The sequence below is a fragment of the Candidatus Neomicrothrix sp. genome (assembly GCF_035329545.1).
Classification (GTDB): Bacteria; Actinomycetota; Acidimicrobiia; order Acidimicrobiales; family Microtrichaceae; genus Microthrix; species Microthrix subdominans.
Genome location: NZ_DAOLGP010000016.1, coordinates 60,664 through 82,165, shown reverse-complemented (window position 1 = coordinate 82,165; position 21,502 = coordinate 60,664). Strand labels below are relative to the sequence as shown.

The following is a 21,502-nucleotide window of genomic DNA, read 5'->3' as shown; positions in this document are numbered from 1 at the left end:
CCATCGTCCCCACGTTCATATGAGGCTTGTTCCGCTCGAACTTCTCCTTGGCCATGAGGGCTGTTCTCCTAATTCCTGTGGGGTGAGAGTGGTTGGTGTTGCTTGGGTTTGTGGTGGCGACGGTCGGGGTCGAACCGACGACCTCTCGATTATGAGCCGAGCGCTCTAACCACCTGAGCTACGTCGCCGGTGTGACTCCCGGGAACGTCCCGGTCGCCGTAGGTAGGGCCCGAGAGTGACGGACCGGTTGGGAGAGCCCCCTGTCAGAATCGAACTGACGACCTTTTCCTTACCATGGAAACGCTCTGCCGACTGAGCTAAGGAGGCATGGCGCGCTGGGAGTCCCGGCGAACCGACGAGCCAGTGTATCGAAGCGCCGCGCGCTCACCAATCGGGCGCCGGGAACCTCGGCAGCGGGCGACCCACCACACGCACTCGCCTGGCGCTCAGCAGTGCAGGATCAGCGCTTGCCCATGGCACAACCGTTCGTGTCCCGATAACTTGAGTTCAGTTGGCTCGGGACTACGAACTTGAGACCGACAACCTGTCCGAACACTTCGGAGCAGGCACGACCTGGGGGGGTCATCATGGGTTTCGGACCGATCGAGGTCATCGTCGTCGTCTTCGAGGGTAATGAGTTCACCGGGGAGATCCTGCCCGAGCTGAGACGCTTGGTCGACGCGGGAACGGTCACCGTCATCGATGGAGTCTTCATTCGCAAGGATGCCGACGGTTCGGTGACCCATGAGGGCCTGGAGGGCCTCAGCGACGACGAAGGCGCCAAGTCGCTGGTCGATGTGCTGAAACGGGCCGGCGCTTTGGTGTCCGACGACGACGTCGCCGACTTGGCCAACGACATGACACCCAACACGTCGGCCGCCCTGCTGGCCTTCGAACACACTTGGGCCAAGCCGTTCACGCAGGCAATCGTGAGTTCCGGGGGCGAACTGCGGGCCGATGTTCGGGTGCCTGGATCCGTCGCCGATGCAGTGCTTGCCGCCAGCGACCTGGACGGCTGAACCGACACATCGCATGTCGATCGCACGCTCGACACCCGGTCCCCAAGAAACGGCTCAGAAAGCGTGCTCCCAACGACGCCGATTGGCATCGTTGTCCGATACATTCGGTCTTCCCAAGGACGAGGAGCACACATGTCGACACTGACCGTTTGGAAGTTCGATGACCCGGCCGGCGCACAGCAGGCCGAAGAGAAGTTGGTTGCCCTGAGCAAGGAGCACCTCATCACGGTCCTCGACGCCGCCATCGTCACCTGGGAGGAAGGTAAGAAGAAGCCGAAGACCCGTCAGGCGAACAACCTCGCAGCCGCAGGTGCACTCGGTGGCGCGTTCTGGGGTTGGCTGTTCGGCCTGCTGTTCCTCGTACCACTGTTGGGTATGGCGATCGGCGCCGCCGCCGGAGCCCTCGGCGGCTCGATGGCAGATGTCGGCATCGACGACGACTTCATCGACTCCGTGAAGAGCCAGGTCGTTCCCGGTACTTCGGCGCTGTTCCTGATGACGCAGGACGCCGTCATCGATCGCGTCTCGGACGCCTTCGACGGCACCAACGCCCAGCTGGTGAAGACCAACCTCTCCAAGGACCAGGAAGAAGCCCTGCGCTCCGCATTCGCTGACGAGGACTAAGGCTTCGAGCGCGGACACACCGGGCTCGCTGCCCGGGTGGGGCACCACGGACAAGTACCGGCGCGACGCGTGAAATGATGACACCGGCCGGAGGCTCTGCCTCCGGCCGGTGTTGTTCCCACCCACCCCCGAAAGACTTGCCCATGTCCTCACCCGACGCTTCAACCCCCGACATGACCAGCCGCAACGACAGCACGACCGACGAAGAGCGGCTCCAAGACCACAAGGACCGTCTCGAGCTGTTCGCTGTGCTGCTGATCGCGCTCACCGCCGTGATGACTGCCTGGTCGGCATTCGAGGCCACCAAGTGGGGCGGCGTGATGGCGATCAACTTCGCCGAGGCAGGCGCAGCGCGTACCGAGTCGATCCGCAACAGCGACGAGGCCAACCAGCAATTCACCGTCGACGTCTCGTTGTCCACCCAGTTTGTCAACGCCACGGCCAACGGAGATGCCGAACTGGCCAAGTTCTACCAAGACCGGTTTCCTGAGCACCTGGCGATCGCCACCGATGCCTGGCTGAAGACGAAGCCGTTCGAGAACGCTGACGCCCCCTCCAGCCCGTTCGACATGAACGAGTACGTCCTGGCGGCCAGCGACCGGGCCGACGAACTGGAGAAGCAGGCCGAAGCCAAGGCGAAGGCGGCGATAGCCGCCAACGAGGACGGCGACAACTACACACTCACGTCGGTGCTGTTTGCCAGCGTGATCCTGTTGGCCGCCCTGTCCGGCAAGGTCCGAGCGCTGCGGACCGAACACTCTCTGCTCGGTTTGGCCGTGGTGTTGTTCATCGCCTCGGTCGCCGTCATCGCCACCTACCCGATCCAGATCTAGCCGCCTGCGCCCGGCCCGGGGTGGGCCGACTGCACCGAGGGTGGGCCACCGTCGTAGCGTCGCCGCAATGCGCCTCCGCTCCGCCACCACCGCAGATGCCGAGGCGATCCTCGAGATCTACAACCTCGAGGTGCTGACGTCCACGGTTACGTTCGACCTGATCCCCCGCACGGTCGACGGTCAAGCTGCCTGGCTGGCCGAGCGCCGCGGCGCGTACTCGGCGGTCATCGCCGAGGTCGACAACGAGGACGGCACGCCCGTCGTTGTCGGGTTTGGTTCGTTGTCTCGGTACAGAGAGCGGGCCGGCTACGCCACGACGTGTGAGGACTCGGTGTACGTGCACCGGGACCACCAGGGCGAAGGCATCGGGTCGACGTTGCTGACCGAGCTGGTCGCGCTGGCCACCGACCACGGCTTTCATACGGTGATGGCCAAGATCGTCGGCGGACACCAGGCCTCGATCGCACTCCACGAACGGGCGGGGTTCAGCATCGTCGGACGGGAGCAAGAAGTCGGTCGCAAGTTTGGCCGCTGGCTTGACGTGGTGCTGATGCAACGGATGCTGGCGCCCAAGAGTTGACGACCCCGGGCGCGCAACAGGCCCGCCGAGGCGGGCCTGTTGAACTGGTGGGCCGGGTAGGATTTGAACCTACGAAGGCTAAGCCGGCGGAGTTACAGTCCGCTCCCTTTGTCCACTCGGGCACCGACCCTCAGCCCGGACACGATAGCGGGGGCCGCCGCTCGGGGCACACCCGACAACGTTCCCCATCCGTGGCGCTGGCCAAGCTGCCGGCGCCACGGCACACTGCACCAAGGTTCCGTCCACCGTCATCCCAGGAAGGCCCAACATGCCCAGCTTTGACATCTCCTCCGAGGTCGACCACCAAGAGGTCACCAACGCCATGGATCAGGCGGCCCGCGAGGTGTCGACCCGCTTCGACTTCCGGGACACCGGCTCTGCGGCGGAGCTCGGAGAGGGCACGATCACCATCCGCTCGATGAGCGAAGATCGTTTGCGGGCCGTCCGCCAGGTGGTCGAGGAGAAGCTGGTCCGTCGCAAGGTGTCGCTCAAGGCACTCGATTGGGGCAAGATCGAGCCGGCTTCCGGCGGGAGCGTTCGTCAGGTGGCCACCCTGGTGGCGGGCATCAACTCCGACAAGGCCCGCGACGTCAACAAGTTCATCAAGGGCCTCGGGCTGAAGGGCGTACAGACCCAGACACAAGGTGAGCAGGTTCGGGTGATGGCGAAGAAGCGCGACCAGCTTCAGGCGGTGATCACCGAACTGAAGGGCCACGACTTTGGCATCCCGATCGACACCGGCAACTTCCGCGACTGAGCTACCGCCCGCCGGTGACGGCCGAAGCGTTCGGCGTCAACCGCCGACAGCAGCTTTGACCTCTGGCCACGTTTGGTCATCCCGCACATCCTCCAGCGAGTACCTGCGGGCCGCTTCGAGTTGCTGGTCGCCGAGGCCGAGACCTGCAGCCAGCGTGTCGGAGTTGTCGCAGTGGCCCACGGCATAGATCGTCATGCCAAAGTAAGACCGCTGGAAGTCGTCGATCACACTCTTATCGGGCGCTTCCTCCGCCGTGAGGGCCATCTTGGAGAACTCGACCACCTCGGCCACCTCGGGCTTGACCTCCTCGGGGGCCGACGCATCGAGGCGGCCAAAATCGGGTTCGTCCTGCACGACGATGTCGGCCAACTCATCGCAAAACGATTCAACCCCGGCCGTCGGGGCTGCGGCGGGTTTGGTGGTCCCCGCCTGCTGGGCGCCGTCACCGCCGTCGGAACACCCGCTCAGGGCCGCCAGGATGACGGCTGCTGCGGCGAAACGCTGACCAGCTGAGCGCACCCGGCTGCCTCGACGGCCCTGGCACTCGGCAACGGGGTGAAACAAGGGTCGAACCTCAGCCCTGCTGGATCTCGGCGTAGATTTCTTTCCACTTGGCATCGTCCTCAACGTCCGCAACCGAGTACTTCTTGAGGACCTCGACCCCGTTCTCGTCGATGCCGATCGCCTCGATCAGGCCCGACGCATCGGGGCACTCATCGATGGCGAAGATCGTCACGCCGACCACCGAGCGGATACCGCGTTCTTGCAGTTCGGCGCTGGGCTGCTCGGTCGACGCCGCCTCGTTGGCTGCCTTGGCGAGCGTGTCGACCAGCGGTGCGACCTCGTCAGGCGCGGTCGCCTGCAACTGGCCGTAATCCTGGTCGCCTGCGGTCTGGTTGGCCACGTCGGTGAGCGCTTTGCAGAAGCCCTCAATATTGGGCTTGCGTTCAGGTGCCGACGTCGCCGAGGAACCGTCATCCTTCGCGGTTGTCTCGCTGGCCGCGGCGGTCGTCTCGGACACACTGTCGCCGGCGACGGTGGTCTCGCTCGACGTGTCGCCCTTGGCGGCATCGTCGCCATCGTCGCTGCAGCCGGCCAGCAGCAGGGCGCCGACAGCGACAGCAGCCACCAAGCCTCGCTTCACGCTGGAGGTGGACACGATCATCGCTGAAGTCATCGTCGTACGCTACGACGGCCCGGGGCACTCGCCACAACTCCGATGCCGGCCCAGGGGCTGTTGCTCAGGCCCATGACCCACCCCGCAGGCGCGAGATCCGTTCCTCGACCGGGGGGTGGGTGGAGAACAGGCTCGCCATCCCGCCGCGTCGCAGGGGGTTGACTATGTAGGCCTGCGCCTGCGCTGGATTGATGTCCGCAGGGATCCGCTGGGAGTACAGGTCCAGCTTGTCCAGCGCTCGGGCCAACGGTTCGCCGGTCCCCAGCAGCTTGGCCGCCGAGGCATCGGCGGCAAACTCGCGGTTGCGGCTGATCGCCATCTGGATCAGCGCTGCGGCGATCGGTCCGAGGATGATCATCGCCAGTTGCTCCAGGCCGCCTCCGTTTCGGTCACGCCCACCGCCACCACCCCCACCGAACATCGCTCCCCACATTGCCATCCGCGCTGCGAACGTGATGGTCGAGGCGACCGCAGCTGCGACGGAGCTGGTCAAGATGTCACGGTTGCGGACGTGGGCGAGCTCGTGGGCGAGCACCCCCCGGATCTCCTCCCAGGTGAGCGCCTGCAACAGCCCTTCGGTGACGCACACCGCGGCGTGGTGCGGGTTGCGGCCCGTGGCAAAGGCGTTGGGCTGAGGGTTGGGGCTCACGAACAACCCCGGCATGGGGATCTCGGCGGCGGTGGTCAGCTCGGTCATGATCTGGCGGTATTCGGGAAGCGCACCCTCGGGGACCGGCTTGGCCCGCGCCGATGCGATGGCGAGTCGATCGGAGAACCAGTAACTGCCGCCGATCATCACCACCGACATGCCGAACGCGATCATCAGGCCCGACTGCCCCCAGAACGACCCGATGGCCATCAGCAGCCCAGCGAGGCCGGCCAGCAATGCAGCGGTCTTGAGGTTGTTGAGCACGGCATCAGTCTGCCCCGGTTGCTACGCCCGCAGGCATCGAACTGAGAGCGCTCCCGGGTTGGTCGAGCAGCCGTCCCTGCGGGAGTGTGCAACCGATGAACCGGCTGGCTTTCGACGTTCAGCCCTCCGCTGCGGGAGTGTGGTCACCATGAGACGCAGTGACAAGGCCGATCGGATCGGCGAGATCCTCGATCGGCTCTACCCGGAACCGCCGATCCCGCTCGATCACCGCAACCCCTACACGCTGCTGGTGGCGGTGGCCCTGTCGGCGCAGACCACCGACAAAAAGGTGAACGAGATCACCCCGGCGCTCTTCGACCGGGCGTCGACACCAGAGGAGATGGCCGCGCTCGACCCCGACGAGATCCTTGGGCTGATCCGACAGATCGGCCTTGCCCCGACCAAGGCCCGCAACCTGTCGACGATGGCCCACCAGATCGTCGAGGCCGGCGGGGAACTCATCCCGACGTTTGAGTTCCTCGAGTCACTCGCCGGCGTCGGTCACAAGACCGCCGGCGTGGTGATGGCCGCGTCGTTCGGGGTGCCGGCTTTTCCGGTCGACACCCATATTCACCGGCTGGCGGCCCGGTGGGGGCTGTCCAACGGAACGACGGTCGAGAAGACCGAGGCCGACCTGAAGGCGGTGTTTCCCCGGGACACGTGGAACCGACGCCACCTGCAGATCATCTATTTCGGGCGGGAGTACTGCCCCGCCCGACACCACGACCTCACCACCTGCCCGATCTGCTCCTGGGCGGCTACTCAGAAACGCATCGCCCAGGAGGCCCGCCGCTAAAGCGTCGGGGCGCCGCTCAGCCGTCGCTGGCGGCTGAGGCCCCGTCGGCGATTGCAGTCACCACCGACTCATCGGCCAGCGTGGTCGTGTCACCCAGCTCGCGCCCCTCGACCACGTCGCGCAACAAACGCCGCATGATCTTGCCGGAGCGGGTCTTGGGCAGGTCGGGCACGATGATCACGGTCTTGGGACGGCTGATCGCACCCAACTTGGTGGCGACGTGCTGGCGGATCTCCTCACCAAGCTCGTCGGAGGGCTCGTTGCCGCTGCGCAGGATGACGTAGCCCACGATGACCTGACCCGACACGTCGTCCTTGGCCCCGACAACCGCTGCCTCGGCCACCGCCTCGTGATCGACGAGCGCCGACTCCACCTCGGCTGTCGAGATCCGGTGACCCGACACGTTCATCACATCATCCACCCGGCCGAGCACCCACAGATAGCCGTCCTCGTCCAGGCGGGCACCGTCGCCGGCGAAGTACTTGCCCGGGTACTGGCTCCAGTAGGTCTGCTCGTAGCGCTCGGGGTCGCCCCAGATGCCCCGCAGCATCGACGGCCACGGCTTGGTGATCGCCAGATAACCCCCACCCTCGGTGATGGCGTTGCCCTGGTCGTCGAGCACCTCTACCTCGATGCCGGGCAAGGGAAGGGTGGCCGACCCGGGCTTGGTGGGAACGATGCCCGGAAGCGGGTTGACCATGCTGGCCCCGGTCTCGGTCTGCCACCAGGTGTCGACGATCGGGCAGCGCTCGGCGCCGATGTGCTCGTGGTACCACATCCAGGCTTCCGGGTTGATCGGCTCGCCCACCGTGCCGAGCAGCCGCAGCGAGGACAGATCGTGGCGTCCGGGCTCCTCGGCGCCCCACTTCATGAACGTGCGGATCGCCGTTGGCGCGGTGTACAGCTGCGTGACGCCGTACCGCTCGATGATGTCCCAGAAGCGGTCCTTGGGCCACGAAGCCCGGTCGCCGCTGCGATGCTCCTCGGTGGGGGTGTCGGGCGTGCCCTCGTACATCACGCCGGTCACGCCGTTGGCGAGCGGCCCAAACACGATGTAGCTGTGGCCGGTCACCCAACCGACGTCGGCCGCACACCAATAGACGTCGTTTTCGGGCTTGAGGTCGAAGATCTGCTTGGTGGTCCACGCCACCTGGGTGAGATAGCCGCCGGTGGAGTGGATGATGCCCTTCGGCTTCGCCGTCGTGCCGGACGTGTAGAGGATGTAAAGCGGATCCTCGGAGTCCATCTCCTCGGCCTCGCAGTGGGCGTCCACCCCCGCCACCGCGTCGGCATAGGGAACGTCGCGACCCTCGACCATGGCGACGTCGGTGCCGCAGCGGTCGACGACCAGCACCTTCTCGACCGTCGGGCAATCCTTCAGGGCGGCATCGACGTTGGCCTTCAGCGCCGATGGCTTACCCCGGCGATAGCCGGCGTCGGCGGTGATGACCACCTTGGCCTCGGCGTCGTTGACCCGGTCCCGGATCGAGTCGGGCGAAAAGCCGCCGAAGATCACCGAGTGGATGGCCCCGATGCGAGCGCAGGCCAGAAGCGACATCGGCAGCTCGGGGATCATGGGCAGGTAGACGACCACCCGGTCGCCCTTCTCCACGCCAAAGCCGCGCAGCACGTTGGCCAGGCGGGAGACGTCCTCGAGCAGCTGGGCGTAGGTGATCGTGCGGGTATCGCCCGGCTCGCCCTCCCAGTGGTAGGCCACGCGGTCGCCGTGGCCGGCATCGATGTGCCGGTCCAGGCAGTTCTCAGCGACGTTCAGCTTTCCCCCGACAAACCACTTCGCATACGGCAGGTTCCACTCGAGGGTGGTGTCGAAGTCCCGACGCCAGGTGATCGTCTCGCGGGCGATACCAGCCCAGAACGCTTCCGGGTCGGCGGCGGCGCGATCGTAGATCTCCGGGTCGGACAGATTGGCCTGAGCGACGAACTCCTCCGGCGGAGAGAACGTCCGCTCCTCGGAGTAGAGGTTCTCGATCGTCCGTGCGGTGGTTTCCTCGGTCATGTGTCCCCCTCGTCTGGCCTTCCCCTGCACCATACCGGCAGCGTCATGGGATCGACTTCCAGACAGCATGCAGAAGTCGGACCGGTGGCTTTCGCACGGTGGTGATGCATAACTCGGCGGTCCGACTCTCGCACCACGGTTCTTCGACGACCGCCGACGCTCGAGGCCCGGGTTGGTTTCAGCACCCGGTTGAACGTCGAGCGAGCCTACGCCTGCGAACCCCGGGTTTGACGGGTGCCACCGAGGCAATGGAGCCTGCCTCTCGATCCCCCACCCCCGGCTCGGCCAGCGCCATAACAACCGAGCCGCCAGCCCACATTGAGGAACCCGTGCTCCCACTGATCTGCATCGACGTCGACGGCACCCTGCTCGGCAGCTCCGGCGTGCCGACCGACGGGGTGTGGACGGCCGCCGAGGCCGCCATCGCCCGAGGTCAGCACCTGGCGATCTGTACTGCTCGGGTGGCGGTGGGCCCGACGTGGGACTACGCCCGCAGGCTCGACCCCGCCGGCTGGCACATCTTCCACTCCGGGGCCGCGCTGATCAACGCTGAGACGCTGGAGGTGGATGGCGAGGTCGTCGACGAAGCCACGATCACCGCCTGCGAGCGGCTGGCCGTCGAGCACGGCTGGGTGCTCGAGTACTACTCGGCCTTTGAGATTGCCTGCCCATCCACGGAACCACTCGCAGTCGAACACGCCGGCCTACTGGGCCTCGCCCACCAGCCCCGCAGCCGAGACGACCTCACCGGCCCCCTGGTGCGGCTGCAGTTCGTCGTGCCGATCGAGGACACCGACGCCGTGCTGGCTGCCGTGCCCGCCGGTGCCCAGGGCACCGCTGCCACCTCACCGGCGTTGGACCATGCTGCGTTCATCTCGGTGACCAAGGCGGAGGTGTCCAAAGCGACCGCCATCGCCAAGCTGGCGCACCGCTTGGGCTTCGGCCCGGAAGCGGTGATGATGGTCGGTGACGGTCAAAACGACGTGAGCGCCATGGAGTCGGTCGGCTGGGGCGTGGCGATGGGAAATGCCGACCCGACAGCGTTGGCGGCCTCACGTCTCCAGGTGGGCCATGTCGACGACGACGGACTGGCCGATGCGCTGACGCTCTCGGTCGACCTGGGCTGACTTAGGTGGCAGGGCCGCCCGGGGTTTCCCCGGACGGAGGCCCCCCGTCTGCCGAGGTGGGCCCGGTCGGATCAAGAGATCCATCCTCACCTGCGTCGTCCTTGTTCGAGCGCAGGGCGTAGGCCATCGCCATCGCCACGCCGGCCGCTACGACCGCAACCAGCACGGCGATGCCCCAGGGGAAGGATCCCTCATCGGGGTCCTCGGCGGGCAGGGCGTCGTCGGACACGATCGCTGTATCGGCCACGGGGGTAGGGCTGCCGTCCGGCAGGCTGGACGCAACCGGAGGGTCCTTCTGTGTGGCAGAGGTAGGCGCCGCTTCCGTTTCCGGGGTGGCTGTGGTTGCCGGTGCGGCTGTGGTTGCCGGTGCGGGTTCGGGGATGGCAACCTCGATGTCGAGTGTCGCCTCCGGGTCCGCCGAGGTCACCGTGAACGTCCAGTCACCTGATGCAGTGACAGGAACGGCGCCTTCGTAGGTTCCTGGTTCAGGCGCACGTGCAAGGGCGACCTGAGCACCCTCCGCGCCGGACGGGTCCACGGGCATCACCTGCACGGTGGCGTCATCCACCGGCTCGGCGTCGTTGTCGTAGATCAAGGTGACCCGCAGGTTCGCCGCAAGTTTGTCAGCGACCGGCTCCTGGGTGATCGGGGTGAACGTGGCCTCCGGGCCGTGTGCTCCGGCCGGGCCGACCATGGCCACGAAACACGTGGCCATCACCACCAGCAGTGCCCCAATACTCCAACGACCTGAACTCATCGACGTTCTCCCTCCGGCGCCGACGGACGATACCTCACCTCCATCACCCAGCAGGGAGGGTGCAGACCGACCGGACAGACGCGCCCACGGTTGAGTTCGGAGCACTCCCTCGTCCGGCAGGACGGGGCGCTCAGCCGTCGATGTTCACCTGGAAAGTGGCCCGAAGAAACTCGGCGGAACCTCGGCGTGCGTCGACGGTGACCGTCCACAACCCCGGCGCGGTCAAGACCACATCGTTGGCCGTGATGTGGCTGTCGTTGAGCTTGATCAGCTTCGGCTCGATCGGCCCGAGGTCGGCGGCTGGCAAGGCGAACGACACGGTCAACCCGTTGAGGTCGTCCGGCGGCGGGCCGGCGGGAGCGACGACGGTGACGTGGGCGACGTTCGGGCCCACCCGACGCGGAGACATCTCCACCTGGGCCTGGTAGGGCCCAAAATCGGCCACCTCGCTGAACACTTCGGCCCCGACCGCCGTCGCCGCCTGACCGACCGGGTCGGCCGCCGTCTCCCTCGGTAGGGCCGCCGCTCCGAGAACGCCACCCAGTGCCACTGCGCACGCCACCAGCACCATCTCGGTCTGAATCGCCCGTTGGAGGGCCGAAGCACTGCGCCGGGCCGCCGTGGCGTCGGCCTCGTCGGTCGACAGCTCGGGGAGGGCGCTCGCCAGGGCGGGGATAAGCACCCACCGGTTCCTGGCCGCCAGCACGACTGCGCCGGCCAACACCAGCAGCTTTCCCAGGCCGAGCAGGCCGTATCCCGACGTCAGCAGGCCCGCCGGACCGCCGATGCGCACCCACAGCAGCGCGCCACCGGTTGCCAGCAGAACCGCGACTGCGCCCATCCCCCACGGCGAGAACCGCACCGCTCGGCGAAGCAACTCACGGTGAGCGGCGAGGGCAGCGGCCGAGTCGGCCGATGGCGGGACTCCAGAGGCCAGGGCGTCCGAGGCTCGGCCCTCAAGGCCCACTCGCCGAACGCAACCGGGCAACACACCTGCCACCCAGACGAGCGCCGACACCCACAGCCCTGCGGCGAGGACATGGGCCACCGTGCCGAAGGCGCTGAGCGCCACGGGCGACAGCACCGTGGCATGACCGACGAGCGCCGCGGCCACAACCACACTCGTCCACACGACCCCCAGGCTGCGACTGCCGAGGCGCCCTGCCCGGCACATGAGGTGCCCGTAGGCGACCAAGAGCACGGTGGCAACAAGAAACCGCCCGCTCGGCGTGCCGAGGACGATCTGCGCGGCGGCCGCCGGGTTGGAGGCTCCTCCGGCCAGCGCCGCCCACAGCTCGGCGGCCACCACGAGGATGACACCGGCCCAGGCGGCGGCCACCAACGGCCGCCATCTGGTGATACCCGCCCACAACAGCTGACCGGCCAGAACAAACAGAGCGAGGAACGACACGCTGCGACCGACGGCGCGCAGTGCGGTGATCGCCGGAGACTGGCCGGTCGCGCCCAGCGCAACGTCGGCGCCGCCCCCTTCCGCTCCCAGGTTGAACGTCCAAGCACCGCGGATGGGGTGGCCGTCGGCGGACACCGCTTTCCAGTCGACGGTATAGGTGCCCTCGTCGCTGAGATCGGGCACGTCGATGCGCACCTCGGAACCGTCGGCGGTCGCCTTGGTTCGGGGGACCACCGCTCCGGCCGGGTCGAGCAGTCGGATCCCGTCGTTGCTGACCGAGACCCCTTCGCTGTAGGTCATGACCACCACCGGGGGTGCATTCGCGACGGTCGCCCCCTGGGAGGGAGTGGTCGAGATCAGCTCGGCGTGGGCCCCTGCCGGCGCTGCCCACCACAGCGCTGCGAGCATGCCCAGAGCGACAAGCAGCAGGCCGCGCAGCCGCCCGGTCCGACGACCGGACACCTCCCGCCGGGCCCGCTCTTCTCGGTGAAAGAACCTCGCCCGACGGACGGGCCACTCCCGCCTGCCCGGCACCGGGCTAACCACGGGCATCCCACTCGGCGACGAGAAATGCCCCTAGTCCAGCCGGATCGATCAGCGCGGGCGCCTCGTTGAGCACCGAGGTGTCCCGGGCCCAGGCCAAGTCCATCGTCCCCGCCCGCTCATCCAAGCGCCGACGCGCCGATCGGACCAGATCGTCGATCCCCCAGGCGGCCAATGCCTCGGCCTGGGTGCTCAGGCGGTCCGGGGGCGGCAGCTGATCGAAGGCCACGTCGCTCGTCAGGTCACGGCGCCCCAGGTCCTCGACCGGGTCGGTGCCCACCGCACCCTGCGCGTATGTCCTCAACCATCCCTCCCGGGCCGCCACCTCGGCGGTGGTTCGGGTGCCGTAGTCGACGACCAGGAGCGCACCCGTCGCCAGCCGGCCGAGCGCATCGTTCACCCAACGGTGCCCCGCTTCACTCCAGGGCACAGGGGCCTGCTCGGGGACCGCCCCCCACCAGGGCAACGACCGAAGGCGCTCGGCGTCGGCTGCCTCGACCGGCCGCCATGACAGCGCCACCGCAGCGCCGTTTGATTCGGGCGGGGGTGGCTCGCCGCCAACCGGCGCCACCCCGGCCCAAAGTTCCTCGATCTGTGCACCGTTGCGCTGCACCACCCGGGCGGCCAGGTTGTCGAGCAGCTCGTGAGCGACGATCACCCCGCACACCCGCTCGGGCAGCTGTTCCTGGGAGACCACCGCGACGTCGCGCTCCTCCGCCCACTCGATCAGGTTGACGTGACCTTCACGCTGCGCATCAGATCGTTCGACGACCACGACGTCGAGGGCCCCGGCGCACCGGGGTTGCGCTGTGACCACCGCCCGCACCAAAGTGCCCGGCCCGGAGCCGGCATCGACCAGCGTCCACCGGTCGGGCCGACCGGCCGCGTCCCAAAGGGCGTCCAGGCGGCGGGCGAGACATGCGCCGAAGAGCGGGCCCAGCTCGACGCTGGTGAGAAAATCTGCACGTCGGCCGGCCGCTCCGCCGGTGTCATAGAACCCGACCCCGGGCTCGTACAGCGCCAGGTCCCAGAGGCGATCGAAGCGCAGCCCGCCGGCCAGCGCGTCGCTCAACCGAGGATGCAGGCCGGCGGCGGCTTCGGCGCCCAGCTGCCGACCCGACCGCTGCGACAACTCCGTGCCGGCTATCCGCCGAGCCCGGCCGCCACGGTCGGCACCGTGCTCAGCTGGGTCACAAGGTCGGGCAGGACGCCGGTGACCACCGTGAGCACCAGGCAGATGGCGATGGCGGCGATGAGGTTCACCGGCACCTTGATCGGGGACACATCACCGTCGGGCGCCTCGTCGAACCACATCGCTCGGGCCACCGCCATGTAATAGAAGGCACCGATGGCCGTGTTGACCGCCAGGATCACCGCAAGCGCGTACCCCATGCCGGTACCGGCGCCGACCAAAACGTTCATCACCGAGAACTTGGCGTACCAACCGCCGAGTGGGGGCATGCCGACCAGCGAAGCGAGAAACAGGGTGAACACCGTGGCGAGACCGGGGGCGTAGCTGAACAGGCCGCCGAACGTGCTCCGCTCGGCCGAGCCGGTCTTGCGGGCGATGGCGATCACGCAGGCGAATGCACCGAGGTTCATTGCGGCATAGATGACCAGGTAGCTGACGATCGCCGACATGGCCAGCTCGGAGTTGGCCGAATAGACCGCAAACGGTGCCAGGATGAACCCTGCCTGGGCGATGCCCGAGTAGGCGAGCATGCGGACGACGTTGGTCTGGCGCAGGGCGATGAGGTTGCCGACGGTCATCGACAACGCCGCGAGGATGAACATGACCGGCTGCACCACATCGCTGCGTTCGGCAAAGGCGATGAACACCAGTTGGATCAGGGCTGCGAACCCGGCGGTCTTGGAAGCGACGGCGAGGAAGGCGGTGATCGGGGTGGGCGCACCCTCGTAGGTGTCGGGAGCCCAGGCGTGGAAAGGAACCGCCGATACCTTGAACCCGAATCCGGCCAGGCTGAAGATCAGGGCGACGACGACGATCGCGGTCGGAGAGTCACCCTTGCCGATGGCGGTGGCGATCTCGGCCAGGTTGGTCGATCCGGACACCCCGTAGAGCAGGCTGAACCCATACAGGAAAATGCCGGTGGCGAAGACACCCATCAGGTAGTACTTCAGCCCTGCCTCGTTGGACTTCACGTCCCGTTTGCGCCAGGCGGCCAGCATGTAGGCCGGGATTGACAGCAGTTCGAGGGCGATGAAGACGGTGATCAGATCCATGGCCGAGGCCATGACCGACATGCCGACGACCGAGGCCAACATGAGGGCGTAGTACTCGCTCTCCCAGTAGTCGCCCTCGGCGACGTACTTGCTGGACAGCAGCACCACGATGTACCCGGTGACCAGGAACAACGCCTTCAACGCCAGCGCTCGGTCGTTGACGACGAAGGCGCCGGCAAAGGTGCTCCGTACCTCGGTCGAGGACATCGCCAGGGTCAACACCGGGATGAGGGCAGCGAGGAATCCCAGGCCGGCCAATCCTGGGATGAAGGGCCGGGCACGCTCGAGGAACACCGAGTCGGCCAGAACGATCAGCAGCGCTACGCCCGCCAGCACGACCTCGGGCGCGATCGCGTGCCAGTCAATGGAGGTATTGACGAAGTCGGCACTCTGGCCGAGGAGCGAAGCGAGCACGAGATCAGCCTCCGAAGCCGAACGCTGTGGTCATGGCCTCAACCGCGGGGTTGGAGATACCCATCACCAACGCGGGCAAGACGCCCAGCACGACGATCCCGATGATCATCGGCGTCCAGGACACCCATTCGGTCACCGACACGTCGGCGATCTCGGGATCCTTTTCGAATTCCTTGTTGGGCACGCCGAAGCTGGTGCGCTGGAACAGCCACAGCAGGTATCCGGCGGCGAGGACGGTGCCGAGGGCAGCGATCACCATCAGGGTGCGGAACAGACCCTCGTTGATGCCGGGAGCCGGAGAATAGGCGGCGAGGATGGCGGGAAACTCACCCCAGAAGCCGGCCAGGCCGGGCAGACCGAGCGAGGCCATGGTGGAAAGGCCGAGGATCCAGCCCAGCTTGGGGGCCTGGATCAACATGCCACCCAGGCGCTTGATCTCCAGGGTGTGGTAGCGCTCCTTCATCGAGCCGGCGATGAAGAACAGCAGGCCGGTGATCAGGCCGTGGGCCACCATGCCGAAGATGGCGGCGTTGATGCCGATGTCGTTCATGGCGGCGATGCCCAACATGACGAAGCCCATGTGGGATACCGACGAGAACGCGATCAGGCGCTTCATGTCGGTTTGGGCCAAACACCCGAGTGCGCCGTAGATGATGCCGATCACCGCCAGCACGCCGATGACCGGCGCCCACTGCCTGGCTGCATCGGGCAGGATCGGCAGGGCGATGCGGATGAACCCGTAGGAACCCAGCTTCAGCAGCACCGCAGCCAGGATCACCGAGCCCTGGGTTGGTGCCTGAGTGTGGGCATCGGGCAGCCAGGTGTGGAACGGGAACATCGGCACCTTGATGCCGAAGCCCATGAACATGCCGCCGAAGATCCACAGCGCTGCGCCGCTCGAGATACCGGCTGCGGCAGTGGGCAGCGCCCGCATGTCGAAGGTCTGGGGGTCGGAGAGGAAGTAGACGGCGATGAAGCTGACGATCATCAGCGCCGAGCCGAACAACGTGTACAGGAAGAACTTGATCGCTGCGTACTGACGCTTCGGACCGCCCCACACGCCGATCATGAAGTACATCGGCAACAGCACGATCTCGAAGAAGACGAAGAACAGGATCAGGTCCTGGGCAACGAAGGTACCGATCATGCCGGTCTCGAGGATCAGGATCAGGGACAGGAACGCCTTTGGGTTCCCCGGGCTGGGGATGTGATCGAGGCTGTAGATCATCACCAGCGGCACGATGAACAGTGTCAGCCCCAGCAACGGCAACGAGATGCCGTCGACGCCCATGATGAACCGGCTCCCGATCCGGGGGATCCAGGACTGGTCGACCACGAACTGCAAGTCCTGGGAGGCGTCGTAGTTGAAGCCGGCGAACACTGCAACGCCTAGGGCGGCGGTGGCCAGCGAGGTGATCAGCGCGATGAGCTTGTGGGCGCTCTCGGCCTCGTTGGGGACGAGCACCATCATGACCAACGCCCCGATGAGGGGCAGGAAGGTCAGCAGCGGAAGTACCCAGGTTTGGTCCGACATGTGGTGGATCTCCTGTTACTGGCGGTGAAACGAGGCGACCCGGGGGGCCGCTGGGGGAACGATGGACAAAGGTGCGCGGCGATCCGCGTCAGGGGTTGAGGTCCGCGGCGGCGCCGTGGTCAAAGCGGTGATCATGCGGTCAGGACCGCCACGAAGATGCCGGTGAGGATGGCGGTGCCGGCAAACAACAACACGCCGTACTGCTGCACCTTGCCGGACTGCATCTTGGACAGCCCGGCGCCGGTGCCGCTGGCGGCCATGCCCGCGCCCCTGACCGCCCCGTCAACGACGCCTTGGTCGATGCGGGCGTAGACGAACTCGCCCACCTTGGTGGCGCCGGCGCCGACGCCGTCGACCGTGCGGTCGAGCACCTTCTGGTTTGCCCAGTAGGCGGCCCGCGCAAGCGGCCCCTTGACGAAGCCAACGATCACGTCGGTATAGAGCCAGTCCAGGTAGTACTTGTTGACCAGGATGGTCTTACCCACCCGAGCGAGCTTGTTGCGCGAGGCCAGGCCTTCGAGCACGGTCAGCTTGCCGGTATAGAAGCTCCACACCAGCGCTGCCGACACCAGCGCCACGATGAGCGATATCCCGGCGAGCAGTGGGTTGAACGCCGCGTGGGTGAAGCCGTTGGCAGGCCCTGGGAAGTAGGCACCAACCGGCTCGACCGCACGCTCGAAGCGGAGGCTGAGCCATGACGGCAACTCGACGAAGAACTTCTCCGGCAGGTTGACGAACCCGGCGACGACCGCCAGACCGGCCAACACGAAGAGCGGCACGGTGATGCGCGCCCCCGACTCGTGCGGCTGGCCGTGGCCTCGGTAGTCGCCGAAGAAGGCGTACCAAACCGCCCGGGTCATGTACCCGGCGGTGCAGAACGCACCGATCAGCAGCGCAACCAGCACGAAGTAATAGCTGCCCACTCCTGCGTTCATCCCACCGGTGCCCGCCAGGATCTCGTCCTTGGACCAGAAGCCGGCCAACGGGAAGATGCCCGCCAGGCTGGCCGCAGAGATGACGAACGTCCAGAAGGTCTTGGGCATGACCTTTCGCAGGCCCCCCATGTCGTCGACCATGTCGAAGCTGTGGTGGCAGGCGTGGCTGAGCGAGCCGGCGCCGAGGAACAGGCTGGCCTTAAAGAAGGCGTGCGTGAACAGGTGGAACATCGCCGCCGTCCAGGCGCCGACGCCCAGCGCCGCCACCATGAAGCCCAACTGGGAGATGGTTGAGTACGCCAGGACCTTCTTGATGTCCTTTTGCACAAATCCCAACAGCGCACCCAAGACCGCTGTCACCGAGCCGACGAGGGCCAGCATGTTGAACGAGCCGCCGGCGATCGACAGGCCTTCGAAGAACACGGGGTACAGCCGGGCGACCATGTAGATGCCGGCCACGACCATCGTGGCGGCGTGGATCAGCGCAGACACAGGCGTCGGCCCGGCCATCGCGTCCGGCAGCCAGGTGTGCAGGATGAACTGACCCGACTTGGACATCACCGCAGCCAGCAGCGCCAGCGAGGCGACGGTGAGCGCGGTCTTGGAGATCGACCCGTCGTTGGCGGCGATGTTGATGTCCATGATCGAGAACGTCTTGCCCGACACCCAGAACAGCACGGTCACGCCGACCAGAAGACCGATGTCGCCCACTCGGTTGGTGAGGAACGCCTTGAGCGCCGCGTCGGAGTTGGGTTGCTCCTCCCACCAGTGGCCGATCAGCGCAAAGGAACACATGCCCACCAACTCCCAGCCCACGATCATCTGGATCGTGCTCTGGGACATGACGAAGAACAACATCGACGCGGTGAACAGGGAGAGGAAGGCGAAGTAGTGGGTATAGCGCCGGTCGCCGGCGACGTACTCGGTGGAGAAGATGTACACCAACAGCGAGATGAGCGTGACGACCACCAGCATCATCACGACCAGGCCGTCAACCTGCGTGCCGACCGTGACCGTGGTATCGCCGGACTGGAACCAGGTAACGCAGTTGACGACCGGACGGGTGAACCCTTCCGCCTCGCCCGCCTCGGATGCGGGGGCGAGCGGGGCAGCAACCTCACCGGCTGGGGCGAGGGCCTGTTCGCCGGCGCCGTCTCCGGAGCCGGCTGCCGTGCCCTGGGCACCATCCACCTCGGCGACCGCAGCCGAGCAGGCCGGATTGACGTCGGACAGCGCCGCCACCTCGTTGGGAGACGTGTCACGGGTGACCCATTCGCCGGCGGTCACCAGCGACAGTGCAAAGCAGATGCCAACTGCGGCGATCCCGATGGCGTGGCCCTTGCCGGGCGTCCGCTTTCCGAAGAACAGGATCAAGGCGAAGCTGGCCACCATGATGGCCGGGAGCAGCCAGACCTTGTCGAGCATGATGGTCGTGATCACCCAATCACCCCTTCAACTCGTCGAGTTCGTCCAGCTCAACGCTGGCCTTGTTGCGGTAGATCAGCATCACGATGGCCAAGCCGACGCCAACCTCGGCGGCAGCGACGGCGATAACGAACAAGGCGAACACCGAACCGTCGACGCCGTGTTGGCCCCCGAATGCGATCAGGTTGAGGTTGACCGAGTTCAAGATGAGCTCGATCGACATGAGCACCAACACGCCGTTACGACGGGTGAGCACCCCGTACACACCGATGCAGAAGAGAACCGCTGCCAGTAGAAGGAATTGATTGACCAGCACCGCTACTCCTTTCGGGCCAGGACGATGGCCCCGACCAGCGCCGCCAACAACAACAGCGACACGAGCTCGAAGGGCAACAGGTAAGTCGAGAAGATCGCGTCGGAGATCTCTTGAGTCGGGTTACCCGCCGTCGGGCGCACCTGATCGCCGCCAAAGCTGTCGATGAGCGAGTAGGCCATCACAACGAACAGCAACACCGCAGTGCCGATGCCGAAGGGGATCATCTTGCGGTTTGATTCGACCCCCTCGGCACCCGGAGTACGGGTGAGCATGACGCCGAAGAGGAACAGCACGACGATTGCCCCGATGTACACCATCACCTGGGTGACGGCGAGGAACTCCGCCTGTAAGAGGATGAACAGGCCGGCCATGCCGGCCAACACGACGACCAGCCACAGGGCGGCATGCACCACGTTGGTCGTCGTCACCACCCGTACCGCGCCATACAACATCAGCGCGGCGATGAAGCCGAACACGATGTTGACCGGTACCGCATAGCTGGCCGTCTCGGCCAGAAGGGCCACCATCAGGAGCTCTCCTTGCGGGGAACCTTTTTCTGCTTCACCTGTGCGCCCGACTCGTAGGTCTCAAAGTCGGGCACGGTCTCAAACCACTCACCTAGTCGTTCCTTGTCGTGAAGCAGGTCGGCGATCCTCACCTCGGAGTACTCGTACTCCGGGGTCCAGAACAGCGCCTCGAATGGGCAGACCTCGACGCAGATGCCGCAGTACATGCACAGCGAGTAGTCGATGTCGAAGCGGTCGAGATCGTTGACCGAGCGAGGCTTGCCGCCGGGGCGACGGGGCGGTGCCAGCGTCTTGTGGCCCTCGATGTAGATGCACCAGTCCGGGCATTCCCGGGCGCACAGCATGCAGGCCGTGCAGTTCTCTTCGTGGAGGGCGATGACGCCGCGGGCACGGGGCGCCGGGGTTTCCTTCTCGTGCGGGTACTGAACGGTGGCGGCGCCTTTGGCCGGAGAGGGCGGCTTCAGTGGACCGTCCGGGAACATCGTCTCCATGGCGGTGCGAAGGGTGAGCCGCAGGCCCTTGACCAAACCTTGTAGTGGGGGTTGTGGAGGCATGTCATTTCTCCCAGCGGACAGCGCAGGCGGTAGAGCCAGATCGCTGCTCGCTCGCGTCGGTGAGCGGTATCACGGTGGGTAAGCTTTTCACGGTCGGGGCCGCGCGGGCCATTCCGCACGACGGCTTGACTTCGTAGCGTCGAACGGCGACGCCGACTCGCGGCCCTGAGGGTGATGAATCAGCCGATCGTGGTGCTGGTGTCCATGTCCTCCATGTCCATGTCGCCAAGGCCCATCATCATGCACCCCAGCAGCGGCGCCATGGCCGGATCGTTCTCGTCCAGGTCGTCACCGCTGAGGATCATCTCGGCGAAGCTCTGCTCGATGACCTTCCAGTCGATCCCCTCGAAGCACTCCTTCATCTCGGGCGTAAGATCCTGACCGCTGGAGTCCAGCGACTCCATGAACACCTGCTTCAAGTCGACGCACTCGGTGAACGAGTCGGCCACCACTTTGCGGTCGCCCTCGGACAGCTTCTTGAAGTCCACCTGGTCGCCGTTGCCGGACATCGCTTCAGGGGTGAAGCCGGCCTCCTTCATCTTGTCGACGCCGATACCGTCGACCATGTCGTCCACCCAGCACTGGGCCTGATCCTTGGGGATGGAGTCGTCCTGCCCGGAGGACGACTGAATGGCGCCGGTCAGTTCATCGACGTAGGCCTGATCTTCACTGGTGCGATCGCTCGTGCCGGAGCTGCCGGCGCCCGAGTTCGACGTCTTGTCGCCGCAGGCCCCCAAGAGGAGTGCCACCACACCGATAACCACCACGAACCTGGTACGTCCCACGACGACTCCTCCTTGTTGCGAACCGCTGACCATAGGCGACCGCCGGGTGCTGAATCCCCTTTCCCGGGCCCGGAAATCGACCCCTCAACAGGCCGGTGCCAGCCGTCATCGGCGCGACCCGTCAGCTGGTGGTCGACCTCGCTCAGCCTCGAGGGGTCGGACCCTGGGCCGTCGCCGGTCGCACCCACGCGGCACGGGCCGACGGTCCCGATTG

General features: G+C 66.3%; 21 protein-coding genes and 3 tRNA genes. 7 read left to right on the top strand and 17 right to left on the bottom strand.

What is annotated here, in order from left to right:
• Nucleotides 1-111 precede the first annotated feature (111 nt).
• Both PKD89_RS10790 and PKD89_RS10785 read right to left on the bottom strand, forming a co-directional pair.
• A tRNA-Met gene (locus PKD89_RS10790) sits at nucleotides 112-188 on the bottom strand.
• Between the two features lie 66 nt (nucleotides 189-254).
• Nucleotides 255-327, bottom strand: a tRNA-Thr gene (locus PKD89_RS10785).
• A gap of 260 nt (nucleotides 328-587) precedes the next feature.
• Between PKD89_RS10785 and PKD89_RS10780 the strand changes: the two genes are divergently transcribed.
• The 4 genes from PKD89_RS10780 (at nucleotide 588) to PKD89_RS10765 (ending at nucleotide 3,056) form a co-directional block, all read left to right on the top strand.
• Entirely contained in the window at nucleotides 588-1,019 is a 432-nt protein-coding gene (locus PKD89_RS10780; RefSeq protein WP_287391087.1) for a DUF6325 family protein, read from the top strand.
• A gap of 132 nt (nucleotides 1,020-1,151) precedes the next feature.
• A complete protein-coding gene (locus tag PKD89_RS10775; protein ID WP_287375778.1) occupies nucleotides 1,152-1,643 on the top strand; it encodes a DUF1269 domain-containing protein in 492 nt (163 codons plus the stop codon).
• A gap of 143 nt (nucleotides 1,644-1,786) precedes the next feature.
• Nucleotides 1,787-2,476 (top strand): hypothetical protein, encoded by a 690-nt coding sequence (locus PKD89_RS10770; RefSeq protein ID WP_287375775.1) that lies wholly within the window; start codon nucleotides 1,787-1,789, stop codon nucleotides 2,474-2,476.
• Nucleotides 2,477-2,543: 67 nt separating this feature from the next.
• Nucleotides 2,544-3,056: an N-acetyltransferase family protein gene (locus PKD89_RS10765; protein ID WP_287375772.1), complete on the top strand. Its 513-nt coding sequence runs from the start codon at nucleotides 2,544-2,546 to the stop codon at nucleotides 3,054-3,056.
• Nucleotides 3,057-3,101: 45 nt separating this feature from the next.
• On the opposite strand, the gene PKD89_RS10760 is transcribed toward PKD89_RS10765, so the two are convergent.
• Nucleotides 3,102-3,186: transfer RNA gene (locus PKD89_RS10760), tRNA-Tyr, on the bottom strand.
• A gap of 138 nt (nucleotides 3,187-3,324) precedes the next feature.
• Between PKD89_RS10760 and PKD89_RS10755 the strand changes: the two genes are divergently transcribed.
• The gene (locus PKD89_RS10755; RefSeq protein WP_287375768.1) at nucleotides 3,325-3,813 is read left to right on the top strand and encodes a YajQ family cyclic di-GMP-binding protein; all 489 of its coding nucleotides are present in this window, start codon (nucleotides 3,325-3,327) and stop codon (nucleotides 3,811-3,813) included.
• Nucleotides 3,814-3,849: 36 nt separating this feature from the next.
• Here PKD89_RS10755 and PKD89_RS10750 read toward each other — a convergent pair whose 3' ends face one another.
• From PKD89_RS10750 to PKD89_RS10740, 3 genes are all read right to left on the bottom strand, one after another.
• A complete protein-coding gene (locus tag PKD89_RS10750) occupies nucleotides 3,850-4,332 on the bottom strand; it encodes a hypothetical protein (protein ID WP_289011674.1) in 483 nt (160 codons plus the stop codon).
• Nucleotides 4,333-4,387: 55 nt separating this feature from the next.
• On the bottom strand, nucleotides 4,388-4,990 hold the full coding sequence (locus tag PKD89_RS10745; RefSeq protein ID WP_287375762.1) for a hypothetical protein: 603 nt from the start codon (nucleotides 4,988-4,990) through the stop codon (nucleotides 4,388-4,390).
• 64 nt (nucleotides 4,991-5,054) lie between these two features.
• Nucleotides 5,055-5,903, bottom strand: coding sequence for a zinc metalloprotease HtpX (locus PKD89_RS10740; protein WP_287375760.1), 849 nt, complete (start codon nucleotides 5,901-5,903; stop codon nucleotides 5,055-5,057).
• Nucleotides 5,904-6,051: 148 nt separating this feature from the next.
• Between PKD89_RS10740 and PKD89_RS10735 the strand changes: the two genes are divergently transcribed.
• The gene (locus PKD89_RS10735; RefSeq protein WP_287375757.1) at nucleotides 6,052-6,699 is read left to right on the top strand and encodes an endonuclease III; all 648 of its coding nucleotides are present in this window, start codon (nucleotides 6,052-6,054) and stop codon (nucleotides 6,697-6,699) included.
• A 16-nt stretch (nucleotides 6,700-6,715) separates the two neighbouring features.
• Here PKD89_RS10735 and acs read toward each other — a convergent pair whose 3' ends face one another.
• Entirely contained in the window at nucleotides 6,716-8,716 is a 2,001-nt protein-coding gene (gene acs, locus PKD89_RS10730) for an acetate--CoA ligase (protein ID WP_289011673.1), read from the bottom strand.
• A gap of 329 nt (nucleotides 8,717-9,045) precedes the next feature.
• Here acs and PKD89_RS10725 point away from each other — a divergent pair, with 329 nt between their 5' ends.
• Complete coding sequence (locus tag PKD89_RS10725) at nucleotides 9,046-9,843, top strand: HAD hydrolase family protein (RefSeq protein WP_289011672.1); 798 nt, start codon at nucleotides 9,046-9,048, stop codon at nucleotides 9,841-9,843.
• Nucleotide 9,844: 1 nt separating this feature from the next.
• On the opposite strand, the gene PKD89_RS10720 is transcribed toward PKD89_RS10725, so the two are convergent.
• From PKD89_RS10720 to PKD89_RS10675, 10 genes are all read right to left on the bottom strand, one after another.
• The gene (locus tag PKD89_RS10720; RefSeq protein WP_289011671.1) at nucleotides 9,845-10,600 is read right to left on the bottom strand and encodes a FixH family protein; all 756 of its coding nucleotides are present in this window, start codon (nucleotides 10,598-10,600) and stop codon (nucleotides 9,845-9,847) included.
• 130 nt (nucleotides 10,601-10,730) lie between these two features.
• Nucleotides 10,731-12,563 carry a copper resistance protein CopC gene (locus PKD89_RS10715; protein WP_289011670.1) on the bottom strand — a complete coding sequence of 611 codons (1,833 nt, stop codon included), beginning with the start codon at nucleotides 12,561-12,563 and terminating at the stop codon, nucleotides 10,731-10,733.
• A complete protein-coding gene (locus PKD89_RS10710) occupies nucleotides 12,550-13,686 on the bottom strand; it encodes an SAM-dependent methyltransferase (protein WP_289011669.1) in 1,137 nt (378 codons plus the stop codon). The genes PKD89_RS10715 and PKD89_RS10710 overlap by 14 nt, the downstream gene beginning before the upstream one ends.
• Nucleotides 13,687-13,697: 11 nt before the next feature.
• Nucleotides 13,698-15,212: an NADH-quinone oxidoreductase subunit N gene (locus PKD89_RS10705; RefSeq protein ID WP_287375745.1), complete on the bottom strand. Its 1,515-nt coding sequence runs from the start codon at nucleotides 15,210-15,212 to the stop codon at nucleotides 13,698-13,700.
• Between the two features lie 4 nt (nucleotides 15,213-15,216).
• A complete protein-coding gene (locus PKD89_RS10700; RefSeq protein ID WP_289011668.1) occupies nucleotides 15,217-16,746 on the bottom strand; it encodes a complex I subunit 4 family protein in 1,530 nt (509 codons plus the stop codon).
• 131 nt (nucleotides 16,747-16,877) lie between these two features.
• Nucleotides 16,878-19,121, bottom strand: coding sequence for an NADH-quinone oxidoreductase subunit L (locus PKD89_RS10695; RefSeq protein ID WP_289011667.1), 2,244 nt, complete (start codon nucleotides 19,119-19,121; stop codon nucleotides 16,878-16,880).
• Nucleotides 19,122-19,125: 4 nt separating this feature from the next.
• Complete coding sequence (gene nuoK, locus PKD89_RS10690; protein WP_287375739.1) at nucleotides 19,126-19,422, bottom strand: NADH-quinone oxidoreductase subunit NuoK; 297 nt, start codon at nucleotides 19,420-19,422, stop codon at nucleotides 19,126-19,128.
• Nucleotides 19,423-19,424: 2 nt separating this feature from the next.
• Nucleotides 19,425-19,949, bottom strand: coding sequence for an NADH-quinone oxidoreductase subunit J family protein (locus PKD89_RS10685; RefSeq protein WP_287375737.1), 525 nt, complete (start codon nucleotides 19,947-19,949; stop codon nucleotides 19,425-19,427).
• Nucleotides 19,949-20,503: an NADH-quinone oxidoreductase subunit I gene (locus tag PKD89_RS10680; protein ID WP_287391076.1), complete on the bottom strand. Its 555-nt coding sequence runs from the start codon at nucleotides 20,501-20,503 to the stop codon at nucleotides 19,949-19,951. Before PKD89_RS10680 ends, PKD89_RS10685 begins: the two co-directional genes overlap by 1 nt.
• 179 nt (nucleotides 20,504-20,682) lie before the next feature.
• Nucleotides 20,683-21,288, bottom strand: a complete 606-nt coding sequence (locus PKD89_RS10675) for a hypothetical protein (RefSeq protein WP_289011666.1) — start codon at nucleotides 21,286-21,288, stop codon at nucleotides 20,683-20,685.
• Nucleotides 21,289-21,502 lie beyond the last annotated feature (214 nt).

Coding starts and splice junctions, on each gene's coding strand:
- PKD89_RS10775 (WP_287375778.1), top strand. CDS start 1,152: ATGTCGACACTGACCGTTTGGAAGTTCGATGACCCGGCCGGCGCACAG.
- PKD89_RS10720 (WP_289011671.1), bottom strand. CDS start 10,600: ATGAGTTCAGGTCGTTGGAGTATTGGGGCACTGCTGGTGGTGATGGCC.
- PKD89_RS10685 (WP_287375737.1), bottom strand. CDS start 19,949: ATGGTGGCCCTTCTGGCCGAGACGGCCAGCTATGCGGTACCGGTCAAC.
- acs (WP_289011673.1), bottom strand. CDS start 8,716: ATGACCGAGGAAACCACCGCACGGACGATCGAGAACCTCTACTCCGAG.
- PKD89_RS10715 (WP_289011670.1), bottom strand. CDS start 12,563: ATGCCCGTGGTTAGCCCGGTGCCGGGCAGGCGGGAGTGGCCCGTCCGT.
- PKD89_RS10680 (WP_287391076.1), bottom strand. CDS start 20,503: ATGCCTCCACAACCCCCACTACAAGGTTTGGTCAAGGGCCTGCGGCTC.
- PKD89_RS10745 (WP_287375762.1), bottom strand. CDS start 4,990: ATGACTTCAGCGATGATCGTGTCCACCTCCAGCGTGAAGCGAGGCTTG.
- PKD89_RS10700 (WP_289011668.1), bottom strand. CDS start 16,746: ATGTCGGACCAAACCTGGGTACTTCCGCTGCTGACCTTCCTGCCCCTC.
- PKD89_RS10735 (WP_287375757.1), top strand. CDS start 6,052: ATGAGACGCAGTGACAAGGCCGATCGGATCGGCGAGATCCTCGATCGG.
- PKD89_RS10780 (WP_287391087.1), top strand. CDS start 588: ATGGGTTTCGGACCGATCGAGGTCATCGTCGTCGTCTTCGAGGGTAAT.
- PKD89_RS10755 (WP_287375768.1), top strand. CDS start 3,325: ATGCCCAGCTTTGACATCTCCTCCGAGGTCGACCACCAAGAGGTCACC.
- PKD89_RS10765 (WP_287375772.1), top strand. CDS start 2,544: ATGCGCCTCCGCTCCGCCACCACCGCAGATGCCGAGGCGATCCTCGAG.
- PKD89_RS10770 (WP_287375775.1), top strand. CDS start 1,787: ATGTCCTCACCCGACGCTTCAACCCCCGACATGACCAGCCGCAACGAC.